This is a genomic window from Coleofasciculus sp. B1-GNL1-01 (assembly GCF_040220235.1).
Classification (GTDB): Bacteria; Cyanobacteriota; Cyanobacteriia; order Cyanobacteriales; family Coleofasciculaceae; genus Coleofasciculus.
The window spans coordinates 62,845-82,253 of the sequence record NZ_JAVJTO010000095.1 but is presented as its reverse complement, the minus strand read 5'-3'; the positions used below and the strand labels follow the sequence as shown (position 1 = coordinate 82,253).

The 19,409-nt window shown below is 45.4% G+C and carries 18 protein-coding genes; 9 read left to right on the top strand and 9 right to left on the bottom strand.

What is annotated here, in order from left to right; translation table 11 throughout:
* Nucleotides 1–548: 548 nt before the first annotated feature.
* From RID53_RS23700 to RID53_RS23680, 5 genes are all read right to left on the bottom strand, one after another.
* Complete coding sequence (locus RID53_RS23700; protein WP_446390440.1) at nucleotides 549–950, bottom strand: hypothetical protein; 402 nt, start codon at nucleotides 948–950, stop codon at nucleotides 549–551.
* A 74-nt stretch (nucleotides 951–1,024) separates the two neighbouring features.
* Nucleotides 1,025–2,572, bottom strand: coding sequence for a mercuric reductase (locus tag RID53_RS23695; RefSeq protein WP_446390439.1), 1,548 nt, complete (start codon nucleotides 2,570–2,572; stop codon nucleotides 1,025–1,027).
* Between the two features lie 43 nt (nucleotides 2,573–2,615).
* Nucleotides 2,616–3,149, bottom strand: a complete 534-nt coding sequence (locus RID53_RS23690; protein WP_446390438.1) for a peroxiredoxin-like family protein — start codon at nucleotides 3,147–3,149, stop codon at nucleotides 2,616–2,618.
* Between the two features lie 142 nt (nucleotides 3,150–3,291).
* On the bottom strand, nucleotides 3,292–4,404 hold the full coding sequence (locus RID53_RS23685; protein ID WP_446390437.1) for a VTT domain-containing protein: 1,113 nt from the start codon (nucleotides 4,402–4,404) through the stop codon (nucleotides 3,292–3,294).
* 96 nt (nucleotides 4,405–4,500) lie between these two features.
* The gene (locus tag RID53_RS23680; protein WP_446390436.1) at nucleotides 4,501–5,349 is read right to left on the bottom strand and encodes a TIGR04283 family arsenosugar biosynthesis glycosyltransferase; all 849 of its coding nucleotides are present in this window, start codon (nucleotides 5,347–5,349) and stop codon (nucleotides 4,501–4,503) included.
* A gap of 359 nt (nucleotides 5,350–5,708) precedes the next feature.
* Here RID53_RS23680 and RID53_RS23675 point away from each other — a divergent pair, with 359 nt between their 5' ends.
* The 6 genes from RID53_RS23675 (at nucleotide 5,709) to RID53_RS23650 (ending at nucleotide 9,747) form a co-directional block, all read left to right on the top strand.
* Nucleotides 5,709–6,362, top strand: a complete 654-nt coding sequence (locus tag RID53_RS23675) for a TlpA family protein disulfide reductase (protein WP_446390435.1) — start codon at nucleotides 5,709–5,711, stop codon at nucleotides 6,360–6,362.
* Between the two features lie 19 nt (nucleotides 6,363–6,381).
* Nucleotides 6,382–7,233, top strand: a complete 852-nt coding sequence (locus RID53_RS23670; RefSeq protein WP_446390434.1) for a cytochrome c biogenesis CcdA family protein — start codon at nucleotides 6,382–6,384, stop codon at nucleotides 7,231–7,233.
* A 97-nt stretch (nucleotides 7,234–7,330) separates the two neighbouring features.
* On the top strand, nucleotides 7,331–7,675 hold the full coding sequence (locus tag RID53_RS23665) for a thioredoxin family protein (protein ID WP_446390433.1): 345 nt from the start codon (nucleotides 7,331–7,333) through the stop codon (nucleotides 7,673–7,675).
* Between the two features lie 159 nt (nucleotides 7,676–7,834).
* Nucleotides 7,835–8,065: a nitrate/nitrite transporter NrtS gene (nrtS, locus tag RID53_RS23660; protein ID WP_446390432.1), complete on the top strand. Its 231-nt coding sequence runs from the start codon at nucleotides 7,835–7,837 to the stop codon at nucleotides 8,063–8,065.
* A 357-nt stretch (nucleotides 8,066–8,422) separates the two neighbouring features.
* Entirely contained in the window at nucleotides 8,423–8,986 is a 564-nt protein-coding gene (locus RID53_RS23655) for a sigma-70 family RNA polymerase sigma factor (protein WP_446390442.1), read from the top strand.
* Complete coding sequence (locus RID53_RS23650; protein WP_446390431.1) at nucleotides 8,980–9,747, top strand: anti-sigma factor; 768 nt, start codon at nucleotides 8,980–8,982, stop codon at nucleotides 9,745–9,747. Before RID53_RS23655 ends, RID53_RS23650 begins: the two co-directional genes overlap by 7 nt.
* Nucleotides 9,748–9,889: 142 nt before the next feature.
* Here RID53_RS23650 and topA read toward each other — a convergent pair whose 3' ends face one another.
* The gene (topA, locus tag RID53_RS23645; protein WP_446390430.1) at nucleotides 9,890–12,088 is read right to left on the bottom strand and encodes a type I DNA topoisomerase; all 2,199 of its coding nucleotides are present in this window, start codon (nucleotides 12,086–12,088) and stop codon (nucleotides 9,890–9,892) included.
* A gap of 116 nt (nucleotides 12,089–12,204) precedes the next feature.
* Here topA and RID53_RS23640 point away from each other — a divergent pair, with 116 nt between their 5' ends.
* A complete protein-coding gene (locus RID53_RS23640; RefSeq protein WP_446390429.1) occupies nucleotides 12,205–13,026 on the top strand; it encodes a DUF4231 domain-containing protein in 822 nt (273 codons plus the stop codon).
* On the opposite strand, the gene RID53_RS23635 is transcribed toward RID53_RS23640, so the two are convergent.
* Nucleotides 13,027–13,191, bottom strand: coding sequence for a hypothetical protein (locus tag RID53_RS23635; RefSeq protein ID WP_157453194.1), 165 nt, complete (start codon nucleotides 13,189–13,191; stop codon nucleotides 13,027–13,029). It abuts the gene before it with no gap.
* A 220-nt stretch (nucleotides 13,192–13,411) separates the two neighbouring features.
* Between RID53_RS23635 and RID53_RS23630 the strand changes: the two genes are divergently transcribed.
* On the top strand, nucleotides 13,412–14,074 hold the full coding sequence (locus RID53_RS23630) for a Uma2 family endonuclease (protein ID WP_446390428.1): 663 nt from the start codon (nucleotides 13,412–13,414) through the stop codon (nucleotides 14,072–14,074).
* A gap of 93 nt (nucleotides 14,075–14,167) precedes the next feature.
* Here RID53_RS23630 and bchD read toward each other — a convergent pair whose 3' ends face one another.
* The gene (gene bchD, locus RID53_RS23625; protein WP_446390427.1) at nucleotides 14,168–16,195 is read right to left on the bottom strand and encodes a magnesium chelatase ATPase subunit D; all 2,028 of its coding nucleotides are present in this window, start codon (nucleotides 16,193–16,195) and stop codon (nucleotides 14,168–14,170) included.
* A 334-nt stretch (nucleotides 16,196–16,529) separates the two neighbouring features.
* Between bchD and RID53_RS23620 the strand changes: the two genes are divergently transcribed.
* Complete coding sequence (locus RID53_RS23620; RefSeq protein WP_446390426.1) at nucleotides 16,530–17,879, top strand: aromatic ring-hydroxylating dioxygenase subunit alpha; 1,350 nt, start codon at nucleotides 16,530–16,532, stop codon at nucleotides 17,877–17,879.
* A gap of 269 nt (nucleotides 17,880–18,148) precedes the next feature.
* Here RID53_RS23620 and RID53_RS23615 read toward each other — a convergent pair whose 3' ends face one another.
* Nucleotides 18,149–19,375 (bottom strand): sensor histidine kinase, encoded by a 1,227-nt coding sequence (locus RID53_RS23615; RefSeq protein ID WP_446390425.1) that lies wholly within the window; start codon nucleotides 19,373–19,375, stop codon nucleotides 18,149–18,151.
* Nucleotides 19,376–19,409 lie beyond the last annotated feature (34 nt).

Sequence of the window (19,409 nt, the reverse complement as noted above, 5' to 3'; positions counted from 1 at the left end):
ATATCTGCGTTATTCTCGGTTTTTAGGGCAATTTGTAATTTTTCTTTCTGCTCTGGTTTTAAATAATTTTTGGCTGGCATATTTTTTCGTTTTTCGGATTTTCTATTTTGATTATACCCTATTTAAATGCCGAACAGCTTATCAGCAGGTGGGTTAGGATGGCGACATTGTAAAAAAAAGTGAAAGGCTGGGTATTAGATCATCCATTTGGGAGTTCTATACAGAGATACGAAGCTAAAACCAAAAAGGATTTACTCTAGATCCTAGGTTGGATTAGGATATCTGAGTAATTGGAAAGATGCTCCTCAACTCGTCGTTAAGTCTCTTCGGGGACAGAGGCTAATACGCGATTCCCCAAGGTGAATCGTAAAGTAAACAGATTCTCCCTCAATGACGAGTGGATGAGAGGCGTAAACATAATAGCGATCGCAAATGATGTAAATTATTAGAGATAAATTCAGTTAATGGGTTCAACACCAGACGACTCTTGTTTCACAAGAGTTGAAAATGTAAGAAATTGTAATTATTAATATCCTAAATTTAGATAATTAATTTTTATCAACTGTCCAGATGATGTCTAAATCTCTGAGATAATAAAGGGCAAAGCAAGCCGCCAGCATGGGCCAAGCTGCGAAAAATAGCAAGTTTTCAAAGGGAGCGAAATATTGCCGAAAAGATGAAAAGGTGGAAACAGAATGGAAAAATAGCACTAGCAAATAAGTCCACCGCTTTTGGAAACCTGTTACAAATCCCAGAATAATGATAAGCTGAATCCCCCCAATGAGGTAAATTGGCATATTACTCAATCCACCAATCAAATAAAAATTCTGGAAAATTGCTGCGGCATGGTCAGGGTTCACAAATTTATCTAAAGTCCACATCAGCATGACCAGAAACACACTCAGTCGCAGCAAGAGCAATGCAACTGGGATTCGGCGATCGCTATTCATCAGACTGCTTTCAACTCCTTACATCTAAACTGTGAAACTTCGCTTTCATAATTATCAAAATTAGCTAAGAAGCGTTAATACAATTTGGTGAGCAATCCCAATATTTTCTTCGAGGTTGGTGTTAACAAGGTGCGGCGATAAGCATCCGCTGCTTTCTTGATACCTTCAGCTTGAGTCGGATAGGGATGAATCACACCCGATAACCCATTCAAACCGATTTTATTAACAATTGCCGTCGTCACTTCGCTAATCATCTCCCCCGCATGACGAGCGACAATCGTTGCTCCTAAAATTTGGTCGGAACCTTTCTTGTAGTGAATCTTAACAAACCCATCCTCTTCACCATCTGCGATCGCACGGTCTACACTACTAAATGGAATCTTAATTGTATTGACCTCTATTCCCGTTTCCTGAGCCTCATGTTCGTACATCCCCACATGAGCAATTTCTGGGTCAGTATAGGTTACCCAAGGCATGACTAAGCTGCTGAGTTTGGAACGTCCCAAGCCAAACGGAGAAAACAGAGTATTCTTAATTACAATCCGTGCAGCAGCATCGGCGGCATGGGTAAACTTCCATTTCATGCAGATGTCGCCAGCCGCATAAATTTTTGGATTCGTCGTTTGCAGGTAATCATTCACCTTCACCCCTTTGCGATCATAGTCTACCCCAACTGCGTCTAAATTTAGACCTTCAACATTCGGCGCACGTCCCGCACCCACTAAAATTTCATCAACCGTAACTGACTGTTTTGCGCCGTTGCCAGAGGTGTAATAAAGCGTTTTACCTTCAGCCGTTTTAACCACGCGCTCAGTTTGTGAACTCAGCACCAACTGAATCCCTTCTTGAATCAAGACATTTTGAACAATTTCTGCGGCATCAGCATCTTCTTTATTCAACAGATGAGAGCCTCGATGGAAAAGAATTACCTTAGAACCCAACCGATGAAACGCTTGAGCTAATTCACAACCGATGGGTCCACCACCAATGACAGCAAGGCGTTTGGGACGTTGAGTCAGTGAAAAAACTGTTTCATTTGTTAAAAATCCCGCTTCTTCAATCCCTTGAATTGAGGGACGCACCGCTCTCGCTCCCGTCGCAATAACAGCTTTTTTATATCGTAGAATCTTATCGCCAACTTCGATCCGGTTATTCCGTAAAAAATGACCTTCTCCTAAGAAAACATCAATGCCAATTTTTTGGAAACGTTGAACAGAATCGTGATGGCTAATTCCCGCTCGAAGCTTCCGCATCCGTTCCATGACTGCCGAAAAATTCACCTCTATGTTTTCTGGCGGATGAATGCCAAAAACTCCAGCCTCTTTCATCTCAGCAATGACACGAGAGGAGCGAATAATGCACTTAGAAGGAACACAACCGACATTCAAACAATCTCCGCCCATGAGATGTTTTTCAACTAAGGCGACTTTTAAACCGACATCTAAACCCGCTGCACCTGCTGCTACCACTAATCCCGCCGTACCCGCACCAATCACAACTAAGTCATAACAATCGGCAGGTTGAGGATTAACCCAATCAGGTGGATGAACATAAGACACCAGTTTTTTGTTATAGTCATCCATCGGTAGGACATTGACTCTTTGAAAGGCTGAATTTGACATTATTGACTCCTTCAAAAACTAATAATTGCTGAAATAGATTAATTTATTCGGTTCCTCGTATGGGGTAATTCTTTTTCAGAACAAAGTCGATTGACGATAGCATTTCGGATATAGGTGGACGACCAAAGGGTCCACTATTCACGGCAGCATAGAAAAGTATGCCATCAGGTTTAACTAGAAATAGACCGGGTTCACAAAATAGAGGAGGTTCATTTTCAAAAGCACCTTTTGAAATGTAAAGTCCCCAACAACGCATTAGTTCAAGACTAGCTTCATAGCCTATCGTGAGATTTTGAATACCCCACTCATCTTTAGATTGTTGAGCGGCTTCTTGACTATCTCCACTCAGGGCAATGACTTCAACACCAAGTTGCTTAAAATCACCCAACAGTCGGTCTATTTCCGCCAGATAGGAGTGACAAATTGGGCAAAACACACCTCGGTAAAAAACAACCATGGTCAAGTTTTTGGGTTTCTGCTCGGAAAGTTTCCAAAGCTTGCCATCCAGGGTTTTTACTTCAAGTTCGGAAACTTGAGTTCCAGTCATTAATTTAGCTGTCATTGTTCCAGTTGTCATCATACTTACCTCTGTTTTTCAAATAGGATTAAGGAGTCAGCTGATTGGATTTTTTATCCATTGTTGTGATTATTCTGATCATAGATGTCTAACATATTGATGACTCCATCATTCAGATTCAAGATCTGACTTGGCGTATTGGCTAATTCGGATTGATGGGCTTAGTTTGATTGTCTTCATGATCTAAAACTTCCTCTTCTAAAGCCTTACGTGCGACTTTGGTTACATAAAGCGTGACAGCAACGGTGGCGATAAAACCAATAATCCGAATCGCCCATTGCACCGTGGGGTTTGCGGGTTGAGCTTCAGTACCAATTGTGGCTAGACTACCCGCTAAAGAACCGATGTAAACATACATAATTGTTCCGGGAATCATACCCACAGAACCGATAACGTAGTCTTTGAGAGAGACTCCCGTAATGCCATAGGCGTAGTTCAATAAATTGAAGGGAAATATGGGAGAAAGTCGCGTTAATAGAACAATTTTGAGTCCTTCTCTGCCCACCGCTTCGTCAATTGCCCGAAATTTTTTGTTCCCTTCAATGTTTTCGTCTAAAGCTTTTTTGGCAAGGTGGGTTATATAAACAGTGACGGCAACTGTAGCAATTAATCCAATGCCTCGAATTAGATGGTGGGCGATTTGAGTTTCTTTTGTGGAGGGTTGATTGGACAGATTGAGTGTGGCTAAATCAGTAGCTAGGGAACCAATGTAAACATACACCACCGTAGCAGGAATCATACCAATAGAACCCAAAATATAATCTCTGAGTGAAACTTGAGTAACACCAAAGGCGTAGTTGAGCAGGTTGAACGGGAATATAGGAGAAAGGCGAGTCAGCAGGACAATTTTCCATCCTTCTTGCTTCACCGCTTGATTAATCGCTTTGAATTTAGGATTACTTTCAATCTTCCTGCAAACCCAATCGCGAGAGAGATAGCGTCCAATCAGGAAAGCACAGACAGCTCCCAACGTTGCCGCAATTGTGACATAAATTGAACCCCAAAACACACCAAATAAGCAACCTCCTTTTAGTGTCAGGAGAGAACCCGGTATAAATAGCACCGTTGCTAAGTTATAGATGATGATAAACACAACAGGTGCTAAGATGCCAAGGTTTTCAACCCAAAGTAATGAGGCTTGCAAAAGTTGCCGAATGTTGAAGGATTGGGCAGCCACAATCAGGATGAAAACTAAGCCACTGATTAGTATAAATTTTAGCTGAGAATTAAAGCGGCATTTGCTCCTTTGAGTCATTGGACTACCCTCGGTTTCTCCGTCTGCGATTGAATTTAAACGACACATCCTCTCATTGATTATTGGGTTCCTCTGAAATTTTTTTTGGATATTAACTCATACCCAATCGGGGTGGACTATCTCTCTTTTGCTACTTTTTGTCTCTTCTCCTAACTCTGTTGATAAAGGAGTTATTGAAGCGGATTTAGGATCGGGGGTTGACCTAAACCAGTGGTTTGGCGTTAGTTTGGGTTGATGGCGATACCAACGAACCAGTTGCTTGGGTGAAACGTTTAGTAAGTAAGCTAAAATAACCATCTGGTTAATGAGCGTTGTTTGAAGCACTCCCTTTTTCAGCCATCGACGTGCTGAGGTAACAACTGGTGTGGGGATAAGTGCGATGCGTCCAGTGCGCTTTAACCGACGCATCAATTCAAAATCTTCCATAATCGGCAACTCTGGGAAGCCACCCATCTGGTAAAATGTTTTTGCTTTGAGAAAGATGGCTTGGTCGCCATAGGGCATTTGCAGAAAGCGCGATCGCCAATTTACTCCCCATTCAATTAACCACAACCTTCTCAGTGCTGCGTCAATCTGCAATGCAAACGCACCAGCAACTGGAGCTTTTCTACCTCCCGGCATTGATGGTTGCAGCGCCGTGCGAACCATCGTGTCGAACCCAGGGGGTAAGCGAGTATCGGCATGGAGAAACAACAGAATTTCGCCTGTTGCTGCCATTGCACCCGCATTCATTTGACAAGCGCGACCCGCAGGGGCTGACAAAACTTTCACGCCCAAGGACTGAACTAGCCCAACTGTACCATCTGTGGAACCCCCATCGACTGCGATCGCTTCTACATTTGTACTGGAATAGGTACTGGCTAGCGCTTCTTTTATCGTTCCCACCTCATTGAGAACCGGGATAATAATAGAAATTCTTTCAGTTTCTGCTTCCTTTAAAGTCACTCTTCCAAATTTCCTTACTTCAAATCAAAGCACCACCACAGCTCGAACCACATCTAGCCGTGCAGCCATAGCAGTAGGAGCAGACCATTTATGTGAGTGTTCATGAGAGGATACGAAGCTGAAGTCAAAACGGATTTACCAACTAGATGGCTCTTTCGTATTTGGGGTGATAACGCAAGCTGATAATCTAGCCCTATCAAGCTTTTCAGCTTTTCTTTAGGATTTATTTTGTACAATGTACAACATTTTTTACCCAGCATCTGGCAGGCTCGGTTGCATTTCATAGAAAAATTCACTAAATCCTTTTTGGCTTCAGCTTCGTATTCCCTATAAACCGTCGTACTCATGATGAGGATTCTATGAGAGTTAAGTATCTGGCTACACTTGCTGTTGCTTCAATGCTGAGTCTGGGACTTGTTGCTGCTTGCTCTAACCCTTGTGCCGCCAAGACTAACACTCCAGACACGGGTACTACCAACCAAGTTAATCCTTGTGCTGCCAAAGAAAATCCCTGTGCTTCTAAAGCTAATCCTTGTGCCGCTAAAGAGAATCCTTGTGCTTCTAAAGCTAATCCTTGTGCCGCTAAAGAGAATCCTTGCGCCTCTAAAGCCAATCCCTGTGCTGCCAAAGAGAATCCATGTGCTGCTAAAGCTCAATCTGTAGGAAATCCCCTAGCTACAGAACTTCAGGGTAAACCCGTGGTAGTGGATGTGTTTGCGACCTGGTGTGCTGGCTGCAAGAATATTGCGCCCACTCTGACCCAATTGAAACAGCAATATAGTGATCGGGTTAACTTTGTTGTGCTAGACGTAACGGATAAAGCCACACTCGAAGAAACACAAGCCAAGGCGGAAAAATTAGGTTTGGGGAAATTCCTAGAAGATACTAAGAGTAAAACTAGCACCGTGGCAATTGTTGACCCAGCGACTGGCAACATTTTAGCAATGTTCAAAAATAATCCCAATCAGGATGACTACACCCAGATTCTCGACACGGCTCTAGCCAAAAATTAGCTGAGGTAAGGACAATTTCATGGCACAAATACCTCGATCATCATCTGATCACAAGGCTTCTCGACGTTTTAAAGTTTCAAAACAATGGTTGATTTACGGAGGATTGGGATTGCTTTCCCTAGCGTTGGTTATCACCCTAGGACCTGTCATCAGCCACCCAATCGAACGGGCGATATCCCTCGTTGAAAACCGCTACCAGCAGTGGTTTGACCAGCAAGATACTGCCAATCCCCTAGTGCTATTGCCCTTGGCATTTATTGGTGGATTGCTTGCCAGTGTATCTCCATGCATTCTGGCGCTGTTGCCCGTCAACCTCAGTTATATCGGCACGTTGAACATTAAATCCCGTTGGGATGCTTTGACCAAGGCTGGCTTATTTGTTTTGGGGGCTGTAACAATTTTAAGTCTGTTTGGCTTAGTCTCCTCCTTTGCCGGAACCGTCATGGTGGAGTACCGAGGCTATATCAATGTAGTCGTGGGACTGATTATGGCTCTGATGGGTTTGTGGTTGATGGGGGTAGTTACGTTGCCCCTACCACAAATGGATTTGAATCTCCCCCAGGCGGGACCTTATGGAGTAGGGTTGACCTTTGCCTTGGTGAGTTCTCCCTGTGCCAGTCCAGTGCTGTTTGCGGTGCTGGCAGCAGCGGCAGCTACTGGCTCTCAACTCTTAGGCACACTAACGATGGTTAGCTACGCTTTGGGTTACACCATGCTGATTTTCCTGGCGAGTTTGTTTACCGGACTAGCAAAACAAAGCAAGCAGTTATTGAAACATTCCGAGGCAATTATTCACTTTGGCAGTGTGGCTCTGATTTTAACTGGAACGTACTACCTGTTTACTGGCACTCAATGGTTTTTGGGCGGCTAAGTTAGTGAGGGTAGAAAATCGGGTCATTATTGGCTCTGGCACGGGGGTAACTGCCAAACAGTTGCATCGATTTATCAACCAACTAGGAGACAGAAAAATGTCAGATTCCACGAACAATATTTTTTGCGCTGGATACCAAGGACGAAACGCTCTTCAACAGTTGCAGCAAGACGTTGAAACACCGATTTTCGTTAAATTTGTTGCTCCTCACTGCCCTTCCTGCAAAACTCTTGCGCCCGTATTAGAAAAGTTGGTGACTGACCATAGTGGTAAGATTCATCTGGTCACAATCGATATGACGGAAGAACCCGATTTGGCAATGGAATTGGGTGTGCGGAGTGCTCCAACTGTTGTTTTATTGAAAGGAACAACAGTTTTAGAACAGATTGCTGGATTAAAACCAAAGAAGTTGTATTCAGAAGCAATTCTGAAGGCTGTTTAAGCTGATGTACGTTTAAATGGCAGATTTTTGATTTTTCAGCGAGTCAATTCTCTCCGTTAACCTGCGGGAAGCGAGTGGCGCATCTGCAATCAAGAGCCAGCCACTGAAAACCCACTCCCAAAGTAGCTTGAAAGAAAGTAATCGTTATCGAGTTGGGAGATGAAACTTGTAAGGGAATTTTGTTTGTGTCTTTTCGATAAAGATTTGATGCCGACAGCACTCAAGGTTTCTGTGGTGGTTGGTTCTATTCTGTTTGCAATTAATCACGGGTCAGCGCTAGTCAAAGGTCAGATGAATCGAGAACGATGGATTTCCGGCAGTTTGACCTACCTAGTTCCTTACGCTGTTAACATTCACGGTCAGTATATCAGTCGTACAAGGAAGCGCTGACTGACCCGTTTGCCTGATGCCTGACCTAACGAGCGCCTTTAATTCTCGCGAATGAAAATCTTTTTGTGCGCCCTAATTTTCAATTTAATAGTCAAAATACTGTCCATCATCCGTCACGAAACAATCTCGACGTGCCATATCTTACTAAGCTCTCTATTACACAACTCAAGGACGATCAAGAGCGCCATTGAGGGAGAAACTGAATTTCGACTCAACCTGAGTAAATCCTTTTGAGCGTCAGCCTCGTATCACTGATAAATCTCAGATCAATAGGTTTGAATCGAGCAAAAACGGCAGTCGATGATACAAATCAACATCATGCTTTAGCTTTTATGTCAAGACCAATGGTTTTAAATGATGCTATCCCACCAAACGGATGCCGAGGTATTTCAAGCGTTGCGATCGGGGAACCTGCTAGCCTTGGGTATCCTTTACGAGCGCTATGGAGAGGTTGTTTACCGCACCGCTTTGCGGATGTTAGGCAATCCACAAGAGGCTGAAGACCTCACCCAAGAAGTATTTCTTGCCCTCAGACACAGAGGAACTTATGACTCGAAGCGAGGTTCCATGTTAGTTTTTTTATTGACTTTAACCCGCTCAAAAGCAATTGACCGCCATCGTCAGATGCAAGCCCAGTGGCAGCGTCTTCAACGATGGACTCGCAGCCTTCCGCCTGAAAGTTGGAGTACGTTGATGGATAAGGCTTCCTTAGAAGAAATGTCGAGCCGCGTCCGCGAGGCACTCTCTGAACTGCCTTCCCATCATCGGCAGGTTCTGGAGATGGCTTACTATGACGGCTTAAGTCAATCAGAAATTGCCCAAGGCTTGAATATGCCCATAGGAACTGTAAAAACTTACAAGCGCAAGGGCTTGTTAAAGCTTAGACAACTATTACAAGATTTGGTAGAACAGCGATGGTAGACTTTCGAGACTCCGAAGACTTAAACGAACTTTTAGCCAGCTACGTCCTTGGTGATTTGACTCCAGAAGAAGTGGCTTCGGTGAATCAGTTATTGGAGTCTAATCCAGAATTAGCTACTGAAGTGAGCCACTTGCAGAAAACTTTGGCATTACTTCCTTTATCTTTACCGGAAACTTCGCCTCCTGCAAGTTTAGGGTCTCAGATTTTACAAGTGGCTAGAGATAGCGATACGAGTTCAACGGCAAGAGTATCAAACCGACTTCGGAGAAGACAAAAAGCTTGGCTTAGTGTTGCAGGAAGTGTTGCTGCTTCTGTTATAGTTGGACTCAGTATATATAGCTATCGCTTACATCAAGAGGTAATTGCTGCTCGTGCTGAACTATCGCGCTACAAGGAAGCGATCGCGTTACTTCGTCAGCCTAGTAGCCGCTTGGTATCCCTCAAAGGAACGAATGCAATCCCTCAAGCCTCTGGAAGTATGGTGATTGTACCAAACTCTGAGGTGGCAGTATTAACACTCCAAAATCTAGATCCCTTACCCAAAGGACAAATTTATCGATTGTGGGCAACTGCCGACGGGAAAAAAATTTACTGTGGTGAATTTAAGCCTGACCCTCAAGGAAAAGTATTCGTAGAAATCCCGTTAGATAATGTCATGTCAGGTAACTCTTCAATTGTAGTGACTGTCGAGCCATCACAAAGATTCTCGCAGCCCACTGGAGAAACAGTAATGACTGGAGGCGGGGGTATGTCACTTTAATTTGGACTTTGGACAAATAAAAAATAAGCTGATCGCCCATCTAGGTGTCAAAACGAAAGCACTTTTTGTCGAAAAATGGATTGAACTCTTGTAGTGTATAGTTTCCGCCTTAATACAGCAAGCCCTGCATCGCCATCCTCCGTCACTTTTTCACCTCGCCAAACTTGGGACTCCAAAACGTCCCCTTTTTCGTCCAAAAATAAGCCACAGTTTTACATTTTCCCTGACGAGACTTGGGATTTGCACAACGCAGCATTTTCTTCGCTTGACCCTCTTTCTCATATTCATACAACTCCAACGGCTTGCCACACTTGGGACAAGCATATTCCGTTAAGTTGGCTGGTTTGTCTGGCTTGGTGGGTTTGGCTTTAGGACGTTCCGAACGCGGTAACTCATACTCCCCAGCCTTCCCATTCCAAAACATTACCGCCCCACATCCCCCCTCACGATTATCGCAACTAAGGAAATGATCCGCTTTTAGCTTCTTAGAGGTAGAAAATACCTTAGTCATCCGATGCTGACATTTAGGACAGGAATAATCCGTGAGTTCCGTTCTCGGACGCCGTTTCGATTCACCCTTCGGGGTAGACTGAGTTTGACTGGCTATTTCTGGAACTTGGGAAAATGCCGAGTTGAGCGCCGGAGCAAAATAATCTCGATTCCACCCGGTTAAATAGCACTCCCAATCCAACTTCCCTGACGCGATCGCATCTAAATCCGATTCCATCTTAGCGGTAAATTCTGGCTGAATTAGGTCGGGTAACACCTGTGCCAAAAATGCATCCAGTTCCATCCCCAATTGGGTTGGCTGCAATTTCCCTTTACTTAACTGCACATAGTTACGCGCTTTGAGAGTCTTAATTGTCGGCGCATAAGTGCTAGGACGACCAATTCCGGAACGTTCCATCGCCTGCACCAGTTTGGGTTCGCTGTAGCGGGGGGGTGGCTGGGTTTGTTTCTTATCCGCACCTGCGTTATCTAAGGTCAGCAATTGTCCTGGCTGTACTTGTGGTAATTGGGAATCGGCGGCGATATTATTCCAATAGCGAGTATAACCAGGTACGACTAACACCTGTCCCCTGGCTTCCCAAAATACATCCCCTGATTGGGTGACAATCCGAGTTTTGGACAATTGAGCTTGACAGCATTGAGTGGCGATCGCGCGATTCCAAATTAAATCATACAGCTTCGCCTCATCCCTAGTCAGTTGAACCGATAATTGTTCTGGTATACGTTCAACATGAGTCGGACGAATCGCTTCATGGGCTTCTTGCGCCCCGGATTTCGAGCGATGGGCGGCTACTCTAGCGGGTACATTATCCGGGTCATGCTGTAAAAGCCACTGTTTCGCCGCCTGACAAAACTCTGGAGACAACGCCACCGAATCCGTCCGCATATAGGTAATATGTCCCGCTTCATAGAGGCTTTGGGCAATTTTCATTGTCACTTCTGGATTCAGCTTGAGTTTTGCACCAGCAGATTGCTGAAGCGTAGAGGTAGTAAAGGCGGCGGGGGGAGATTGTTTAACCGTTTTTCCTTCGACTGTGACAACATGATGAGAATGAGATCGGGCGATCGCAACGAGTTGATCCGCGTCTTCCTGAGAGAGTACCCGTGTCCCTTCCGAGACTGGCGTCTCCTCACCTGCATCATCAGGTTGAGTCTTATTTTTATCCCTCGAATTCCGCCGTTGCGTCGTTTGCGGGTAAGTTCGACCTGCGTAAACAGCCTTAAATCCCTCCTGATACTCAACCCAGACGACCCAATAATCCTGAGGTTTAAATGCCAAAATCTCCTGTTCTCGCTTCACCAATAGATGCAGTGTTGCACTCTGCACCCGTCCCATGGATTTGCAGCCGTTATTCAAACGCCAGACTAATCGACTCCCCTTATATCCCACCAACTTATCCAAACAATCCCTGGCGCGTCCGGCGGCGACTAAATTAGAATCAAGGGATTTCGGATGTGCGATCGCGCGATCGACGGCGGCTTTGGTAATCTCGGTATAGGTCACTCGTAACGGATTCTTTAATCGCAAAGCCTGGGTCAAATGCCAGCCAATCGTTTCCCCTTCTCTATCGGGATCAGTCCCCAGGTAAATGCGGTCAGCTTGGCGAATCGCACCGCGCAATTCCGATAAGATTTTCTTGGCTTGACTACTCCGGGGAACATAGCGACAGTGGATGTGGGAACCGTCCAAATCAAACCCCAGAGAATCATCCCCATCATCGGCTAATTCCCGCACATGACCCATACTGGCTTTAACTGTCCAGCCAGCACCGAGAATGGATTTGAGTTTTTTGACCTTACCGCCTGATTCGATAATTAATAGATTCGCCATGGCTGTTGGCAGGAGATGAGGACTTATAGCAGTACAAGTTTTTTGGGTTGACTGAGTTGATTCCAGCGTGAAATAATATCTAGTTAAAACGATGGACAATCATCAACTCCAAGATTATGACCACTCTCAACAATACTAATCCATCTGATCCGTCTCAGGCAGGAGAAAAGGGTTCACTCTTACCCAGTATGCCGATTCCCTGGATCAAGATTGGACAATACCTGTTCCTCGCGGCGTTAATTGGTACAAGCATCATTAGCTTTGTTGTTGACAATAAAGCAAGTATCGTTATCTGGATAGCTGTTTTAGTTTCATTTTTTGTTTTCCTTGTCTTGCTCGATAAACAGTTAGCTCAAGCAGCAAGTCGTCAAATTCAGCTTGATGTTGCCAAACGAGCGGAAATTTATCAATATCTCGTTGATGAACAGCAACAACCGGGTAACAATCCCATAACGGTAGCCAGAGAAAATGCTTTGCAGTATTGCCAAGAACTGATTGAAGACTATAAACAAAGTCGCCAGACTTCGAGAAATATCTATTATACATTCCAAATGGCAACGATTGTCTTTTCTGGGATTACACCAATTCTGGTTTTGGTTGATAAGTTAGATATTGGTGTGGTTTGGTTTAAGTGGTTACCTGTTATCTTTCCAGCGGTCGCTTCTATTGTTGCCAGTGTGGTAACGTCATTTCCTTTTCAAGAAAATTGGATTTCGGCAAATACGGCAGTTGAACTGTTAGAAGCAGAACGAGAAAAATTCATATTGGGAGTAACTCAGGCGTATCGTTGCTATGATATAGCCGATGAATCCCAACGTAAGAAAAAGCTGAAACAGGCAATCGAGAATTTCATTAATCAGGTGAATACGATTCATCTGAAGCAGGTTCAAGAAGCCTCGGAAACTCTGCAAAAGCAAGAGGAGAAGGAAACCGACTGATCAGACTTCGCGCCAGTTAATTGTATCTGATGTCCGTAATCCGTAATTGGTGCGATCGCACGATTGCTGAATGTCTTGGTTGGAGGTGATGCGGAAATAGTCGCCCCAGTAGCAAGTAGTGGCGTGGCACACCTTAATTGGTGGATTAGAATTGTAGGGGCGCATAGCGTGCGCCCAATTTCACCGCCAAATCTATTTCACAATTTTAGCTGTGTCAGTCCGCCATCGTGCGTTAGCTCGGCAATAATTTAGGGGAAACTCCAATGAATTGTGTTCCCCGCGTAACGCACCAACACAAATGGATAATATAAATAATCGCGTTTTAAATCAGAAACCGGGTTTTTAACTGCCTAGATCGCTAATCTCTATGACAGGAGAGATAAAAATGGTACAGACACCAGCAAAACCGGAAACCGAAACTCTGTTACTTGAGTTACCAAAAACCATGAAGCTATATGTCACTCCAGAACAGTTTACAGCCCTAGCAGAGTGCAATAGAGAATTACACCTGGAGAGAACGGCAAAAGGGGAATTAATTGTGAATCCACCCACAGGTTGGCGAACTGGCAAACGGAATTGGAGTATTTCTGGAGAGTTGTATATATGGTGGCGGAATGCAGATGAACCGGGCGAGGCGTTTGATTCCTCAACGGCTTTCATTTTACCCAATGGTGCTACTCGTGCCCCGGATGCTTGTTGGATTAGTCAAGAAAGTTGGGATGCACTGACGGATGAACAAAAGGGAACCTTTGCTAATATTTGCCCGGATTTTGTGGTGGAGTTACGATCGCAGTCGGATACTCTGAAGTCGCTGCAAGAGAAAATGCAGGAGTATATGGATAATGGGGCTAAACTGGGTTGGTTAATCGATCCCCAAAATAGAACAGTAGAAGTTTATCGAGTCGGTTTAACAGTAGAAATATTGTCAAATCCGGCTGAGTTATCCGGGGAGGAAGTCTTACCAGGTTTTGTGTTGAATTTGCGTCGGGTATGGGGTAAGGGCACTTCTCAATCTTCTGACACCCTTGCCTATAGGCTGAATGAATGAATGTCTTGGTTGGAGGTGATACGGCAACGGTAATATGGGGTAAGGGCACGGCAATGCCGTGCCCCTACATGATGATGCTCCCCGATCGCACAATTACCCGGATTTCATATCCGCGATCGCATTCTTCGTCATTGAGGCAATGGCTTTATCCGTGGCTTTGGGTAAATGGTAATATTTTCCCCCGGCTTGCTTGGCTAACTCCTTGGCAAACCCTGTGGAGACAAACTTGTTTTCGGTATCAATCACCAATAACTGAATCCCCATTGCCCGAATTCTGGCGGCTATCTCCAATAGTTCCCCTTTAATATCTGGCTTTTCGCCTTCGGGTATCGGTTCACCCAGAGAACGGGCTAAGGGAATATTCCCTCGTCCATCGGTAATCGCCACAATCACGATTTGACCGATATCTCCCGACATTTTGGCATTTGTACCGACGCGCACCGCCTGGGTTAATCCATGTGCCAAGGGAGAACCGCCCCCACAGGGTAAGCGATCGAGTCGCCCCCGTGCCAAGGCGATGGAACGAGTAGGCGGTAATAACACCTCAGCCTGTTCGCCGCGAAAGGGAATTAGGGAGACTTGGTCACGATTTTGATAGGCTTCGGTCAACAGTTGCATCACTGCACCCTTTGCCGATTGCATCCGGTTGAGTGCCATGGAACCCGACGCATCCACGAGAAATACCACCAACGCCCCGGCTTTACGGGCGAGGCGTTTGGAACGCATATCTCCCGATTCGACGATAACCTTGCGATTCGGCTGGCGTTCCCGACGGGCTTTTTGATAGGGTGCAGCCGCCCGTAATGTGGCATCTACAGCGATGCGTTTGACGGCACCTTTAGGAAGTATGGGTTTGACATAGCGCCCCCGATCCTCGGAGAAGATAATGCTGCGCGTTCCTGATTTTCCTTGTCGCTGCGCCATTTGAGCGAAGTAGAGGACGCTGGGATCGAGAACTACGCCCTCGGTATCAAAGACGAATTCTTCGGGGATGCTGGGGGGTTCTTGTTCTTGTTCTGGTTCCTCTTGTTCCTCTTCTTCCTCCTGCTGATCTTCGGGTTCATCTTGATCTTGAGATGACTCATCTTGAGGCGGTGGGGGTGGAGGGGGTGGCGGCGGTTCCTCTGGTGGGGTCTGGACGATGGTAGAACGGGGGACAATCACCAATTCCACGGCGCGTTTCAAATCATCGGCACTGATGGTTTGACGCCCATCTAGAGCGGCTGAGGCTTTGGCGACGCGGACGGCAAAGAGTTCCGCCCGATGTCCCTGTACGCCACCGCGCAGGGCTTCTTCGACGAGATAGGCGATTTGATCGGATGAAATTTGCACCTCTTTGAGCCATTCCCGTGCCAGAATGATCTCGGTTTTCAGGTTATCGATGTCTTCGTTATATTGACCGAGAAAGGCTTGGGGTGAGGTGGTGTAGGCGATCGCTTGTTCGACGGCTTGCACTCGCTGATCCAATGCCAGTACCCCATCAGCAGAGAGGGTTATGGCAATTCTATCCAGTAAATGCTCCCGCAGGGGTCCTTCGTCGGGGTTATAGGTAGCGATTAATAAAGGTTTGCAGGGATGCTGAAAACTAATCCCCTCCCGTTCGATTTGGTTGCGCCCGTCGGTGAGAACGCTTAACAGTTGGTTGGCGATTTGGTCATCCAGGAGGTTAATTTCATCAATATATAACACCCCCCGATGTGCCTGTGCCAAGAGTCCCGGTTGGAAGACGGGTTCCCCTTGTTGGACTGATTTCTCCACATCCACCGAACCCAGGAGGCGATCTTCAGTTGTCCCCAAGGGAATTTGTACAAAGGGCGCGGGGATAATTTCCGTCTCCACGGTATCGGGTTCAACGCCTTGGGCTAAAAGTTGATCATCCCATTCTTGAGGATAGCGGGGATGACAATTAGAAATGGAACCCTTGACCACTTCAATAGGCGGGAGTAGGGCGTGAAGGGCGCGTGCCATCACGGATTTGGCTGTTCCCCGTCGTCCCGCGATCGCGACTCCTCCTAATCCGGGGTCAACCGCCGCCAACAGCAGCGCTAATTTAATTGCTTCTTGCCCCACAACAGCCGTTAGGGGAAAATTGGTTGCTGGGGCAGAGTTCAGCACAGGCATAAGGCACGCATCAGACTATCAGTTCTTCAGCATACCTTGTCCTGAAGTGGTTTGGACGGTTAGCGGAAAAATCTCGTGCATGAGTGGAGATGGGGAAGATGGGGGAGAAATTGTAGAGACGTTCCGGTGGAACTGTAGGGGCGGGTTTTACCCCTAACGTTTCGTTTTCACCCTGATATAACTAAACCCGCCCTGACCTAACCGCTCAATTATCACAAATGACGTAGCTTGCTTTTCAAGGGCAGCGAGTTCTTCACCGTTCACGTTAATTTAATTGTTGTGTAATATCCTTGTATAATATTAATCCACACGCTCAGTAACAATTCGTTTTAGTATGACAGTTGCTCCTCATCAACCGGACTCAGCTCAATCAACGTATCCTTTATCTGAACCAGAATTTGAATCGGAATTTAATTGGATAAATTGTTGGTATCCTGTCTGTTTCCGCCAAGATTTCCCCAAAGATCGCCCCTATAGTTTTTCGTTGTATGATGAACCGTTCGTTATATTCCAACACCAAGAGGAATTAATTTGTTTAACCGATCGCTGTCCTCATCGGGCGGCTAAACTATCCGATGGACAGCTTATTGATGGTAAACTTGAGTGCTTGTACCACGGATGGCAATTTGGTCGTCAGGGTCAATGTTTGCATATTCCTCAGTTACCTGCTGATGGAAAAATACCTGTGAATGCTAATGTGCGATCGCATAAAGTTGTCGAACGCCAAGGACTAATTTGGATTTTGCCCGGTGCGGCTGAATTGGCGGATGAACAAGCGATTCCTACTATCCCGCAATTGGATCAGCCCGGATTTGTTCATTCTGACAAACTCACAGAAGTCCCCTGTGATATCAGCTATGTGCTTGAACACATGTTAGATCCAGCACATATTCATATTACCCATCATGGGAATCAGGGCGATCGCGCCAAGGCTCAACCCTTGGAAATGGAAATCCTGGAGAGTTCCGTCAACGGGTTTCGGGGTCAATCGCGGAATACAAGAGAACCCAACTCAACCTGGATTAAGTTTGATTTTATTGCTCCGAGTTTAGCTCATTTTTGCTTTTCTATTCCTGATAAAGACTGGTTCTTTGGGCAGGCATTTTACCTATTCCCCTTGAGCAAAGGAAGATGTCGAATTTTATCACGAACCTATCGCAATTTTGTCACTCAACCCGTGAAGCTGATGCCCAGATGGTGGACTCATCTAAAACAGAATAAAATTCTGGCTCAGGATATTGCCATACTATTAGGACAACAACATGAAGTTGAACGGTTAGGACAATCGGTACACCAGGTTTATTCCCCCATTCCCACCTGTGACACGTTTGCTATGGAATATCGCAAATGGCTGGATCGGGTTGGGGCGTCTTTGCCCTATTATCGCGGCTATTTAACCTCGAAAGATAGGGAAAATGAACCTGAAGGTCAGTTGAATACAATGTCAGGGCAGCCATTATTTTGGCATACTGAACTTTGTCACTCTTGTAACCGAGCGTACCAGATCACTCAGCGCGTGGAACAATTGGGTGTAGGAGTGGCGATTGTTTTCGCAGCGTTGGCAATTTTGGCGGATGATTCGGGGCTGCAAATAGGAGCCGTTTTGTTGGCAGTTGCAGTAGTAATTGTCGCCGTTGTCGCCAATAAAATTAAGCATCGCTTTAAAGCGTATTCAGTAGGTTAATGGCAATAATTTCACTAGATTTAGTTCGGTCAATAGCCCTCAAACCCTTGTAAAAAATTAATGGGAAATGATAGATAATGCTCCCAGCCGTTAACTTTTATTGTGCCTCCAGACTTAACCATTACTGTTTTCGTTAACGGGAGTTATAGCACTACGCAGACACATTAGGACAAATTAAGAAAAATTCAAAATCGCTCAATCCCCTGATTTAGTAAGCTTTTTTCTTTACTATTGCCTATTGCCTATTGCCTATTGCCTGGCGCGTAGCGCTATACATCCACTGATGTTCTCTCAGGGGTTTGAACGGCTAACGGTAAAATCACCTTAAACGTTGAGCCAACATTAACCTGAGAGTCAAGCTGAATTTCTCCTTGCAAAAGTTGCACCAGCCGCCCAACAATCGCCAGCCCCAATCCGGTACTATCCGGTAAACGTTTAGCACGGGAACCGCCGCGAAAATACGGGTCAAAAATTTTAGCTTGGTCTTCTGGAGCAATACCAATCCCGGTATCGGTAATCACAATCACAAAATGCTCAAAATGATCATTTTGATTAGGTTGATTATTACACTCAACTAGGCAGGTGATGGTAATGCTTCCTGTTTCCGTGTAACGAATCGCATTACTGACCAAATTGGTGATAATCTGTTCGAGTCGCAAGGGATCAGTCGTGACTTGCCTCGGCGCTAGTTCGTAATCTACGGTTATTGTCAGGTCTTTTTCACTGGCTGAGGGTGTTAACGTATCGACCACATTGTCGATCAACGTGCAGACATCAATTACCTCTGGCTGCAATGTTACCTGTCCCGCCTCATGACGAGAGACTTCTAAAGCATCGTTGATCAGGTGTAAAATTTGTCGCCCATTTCTGAGTACCCGCTCAATGTGATCCAGACTGATAACAGTGTCTTGGGTGTTGTGTTGACGTAGAAATAGATCAGAGGATAGGAGAATTGACTGTAGCGGATTTTTCAAATCATGGGCTAAATGGGCTAAATTATCTCGATGAGTGTCCACTAAGCGGGTCAGTTCGTGATTGGTGAGGTTGACTTGACTTTGCAGTTTTTCTAACTCCTGTAATCGTTCTTCAGTATAACTGTTGAAACAACGACCAATCACTTCATCGAGTGCCATATCAATGAGCCGGGTGGCTTGCAAAATCTGAGCGGTTGAACCTTGCAATAGATCTGATTCTAAATGAGCAAAGATAATCTGGCGCAGAATTCGATATTCTCGGGCAACTTCGCTGGGATCGTAGCCTTGTTTGGCTCGGATTATCCCATGTTCTAAACTTTTCTCGACAATTGTTTGATGTGCGCCGTTTTCTGAGTCAGACAGGATTTTGGCGATCGCCCGCAGCACTGAGGGTAAACCATCTAGCACCGCCTTATAGGTGAGTTCACGGCTACTCTCCAGTTCCCCATCTTGGCGAACGACTTCCACCCAGTTGTTGACGATAGAGTCTAGTTTCTTGAGTAACTCTTGACTGAAATCCATGATTGAGCAGGGCGATTGGGAATGTGAGAAGAGA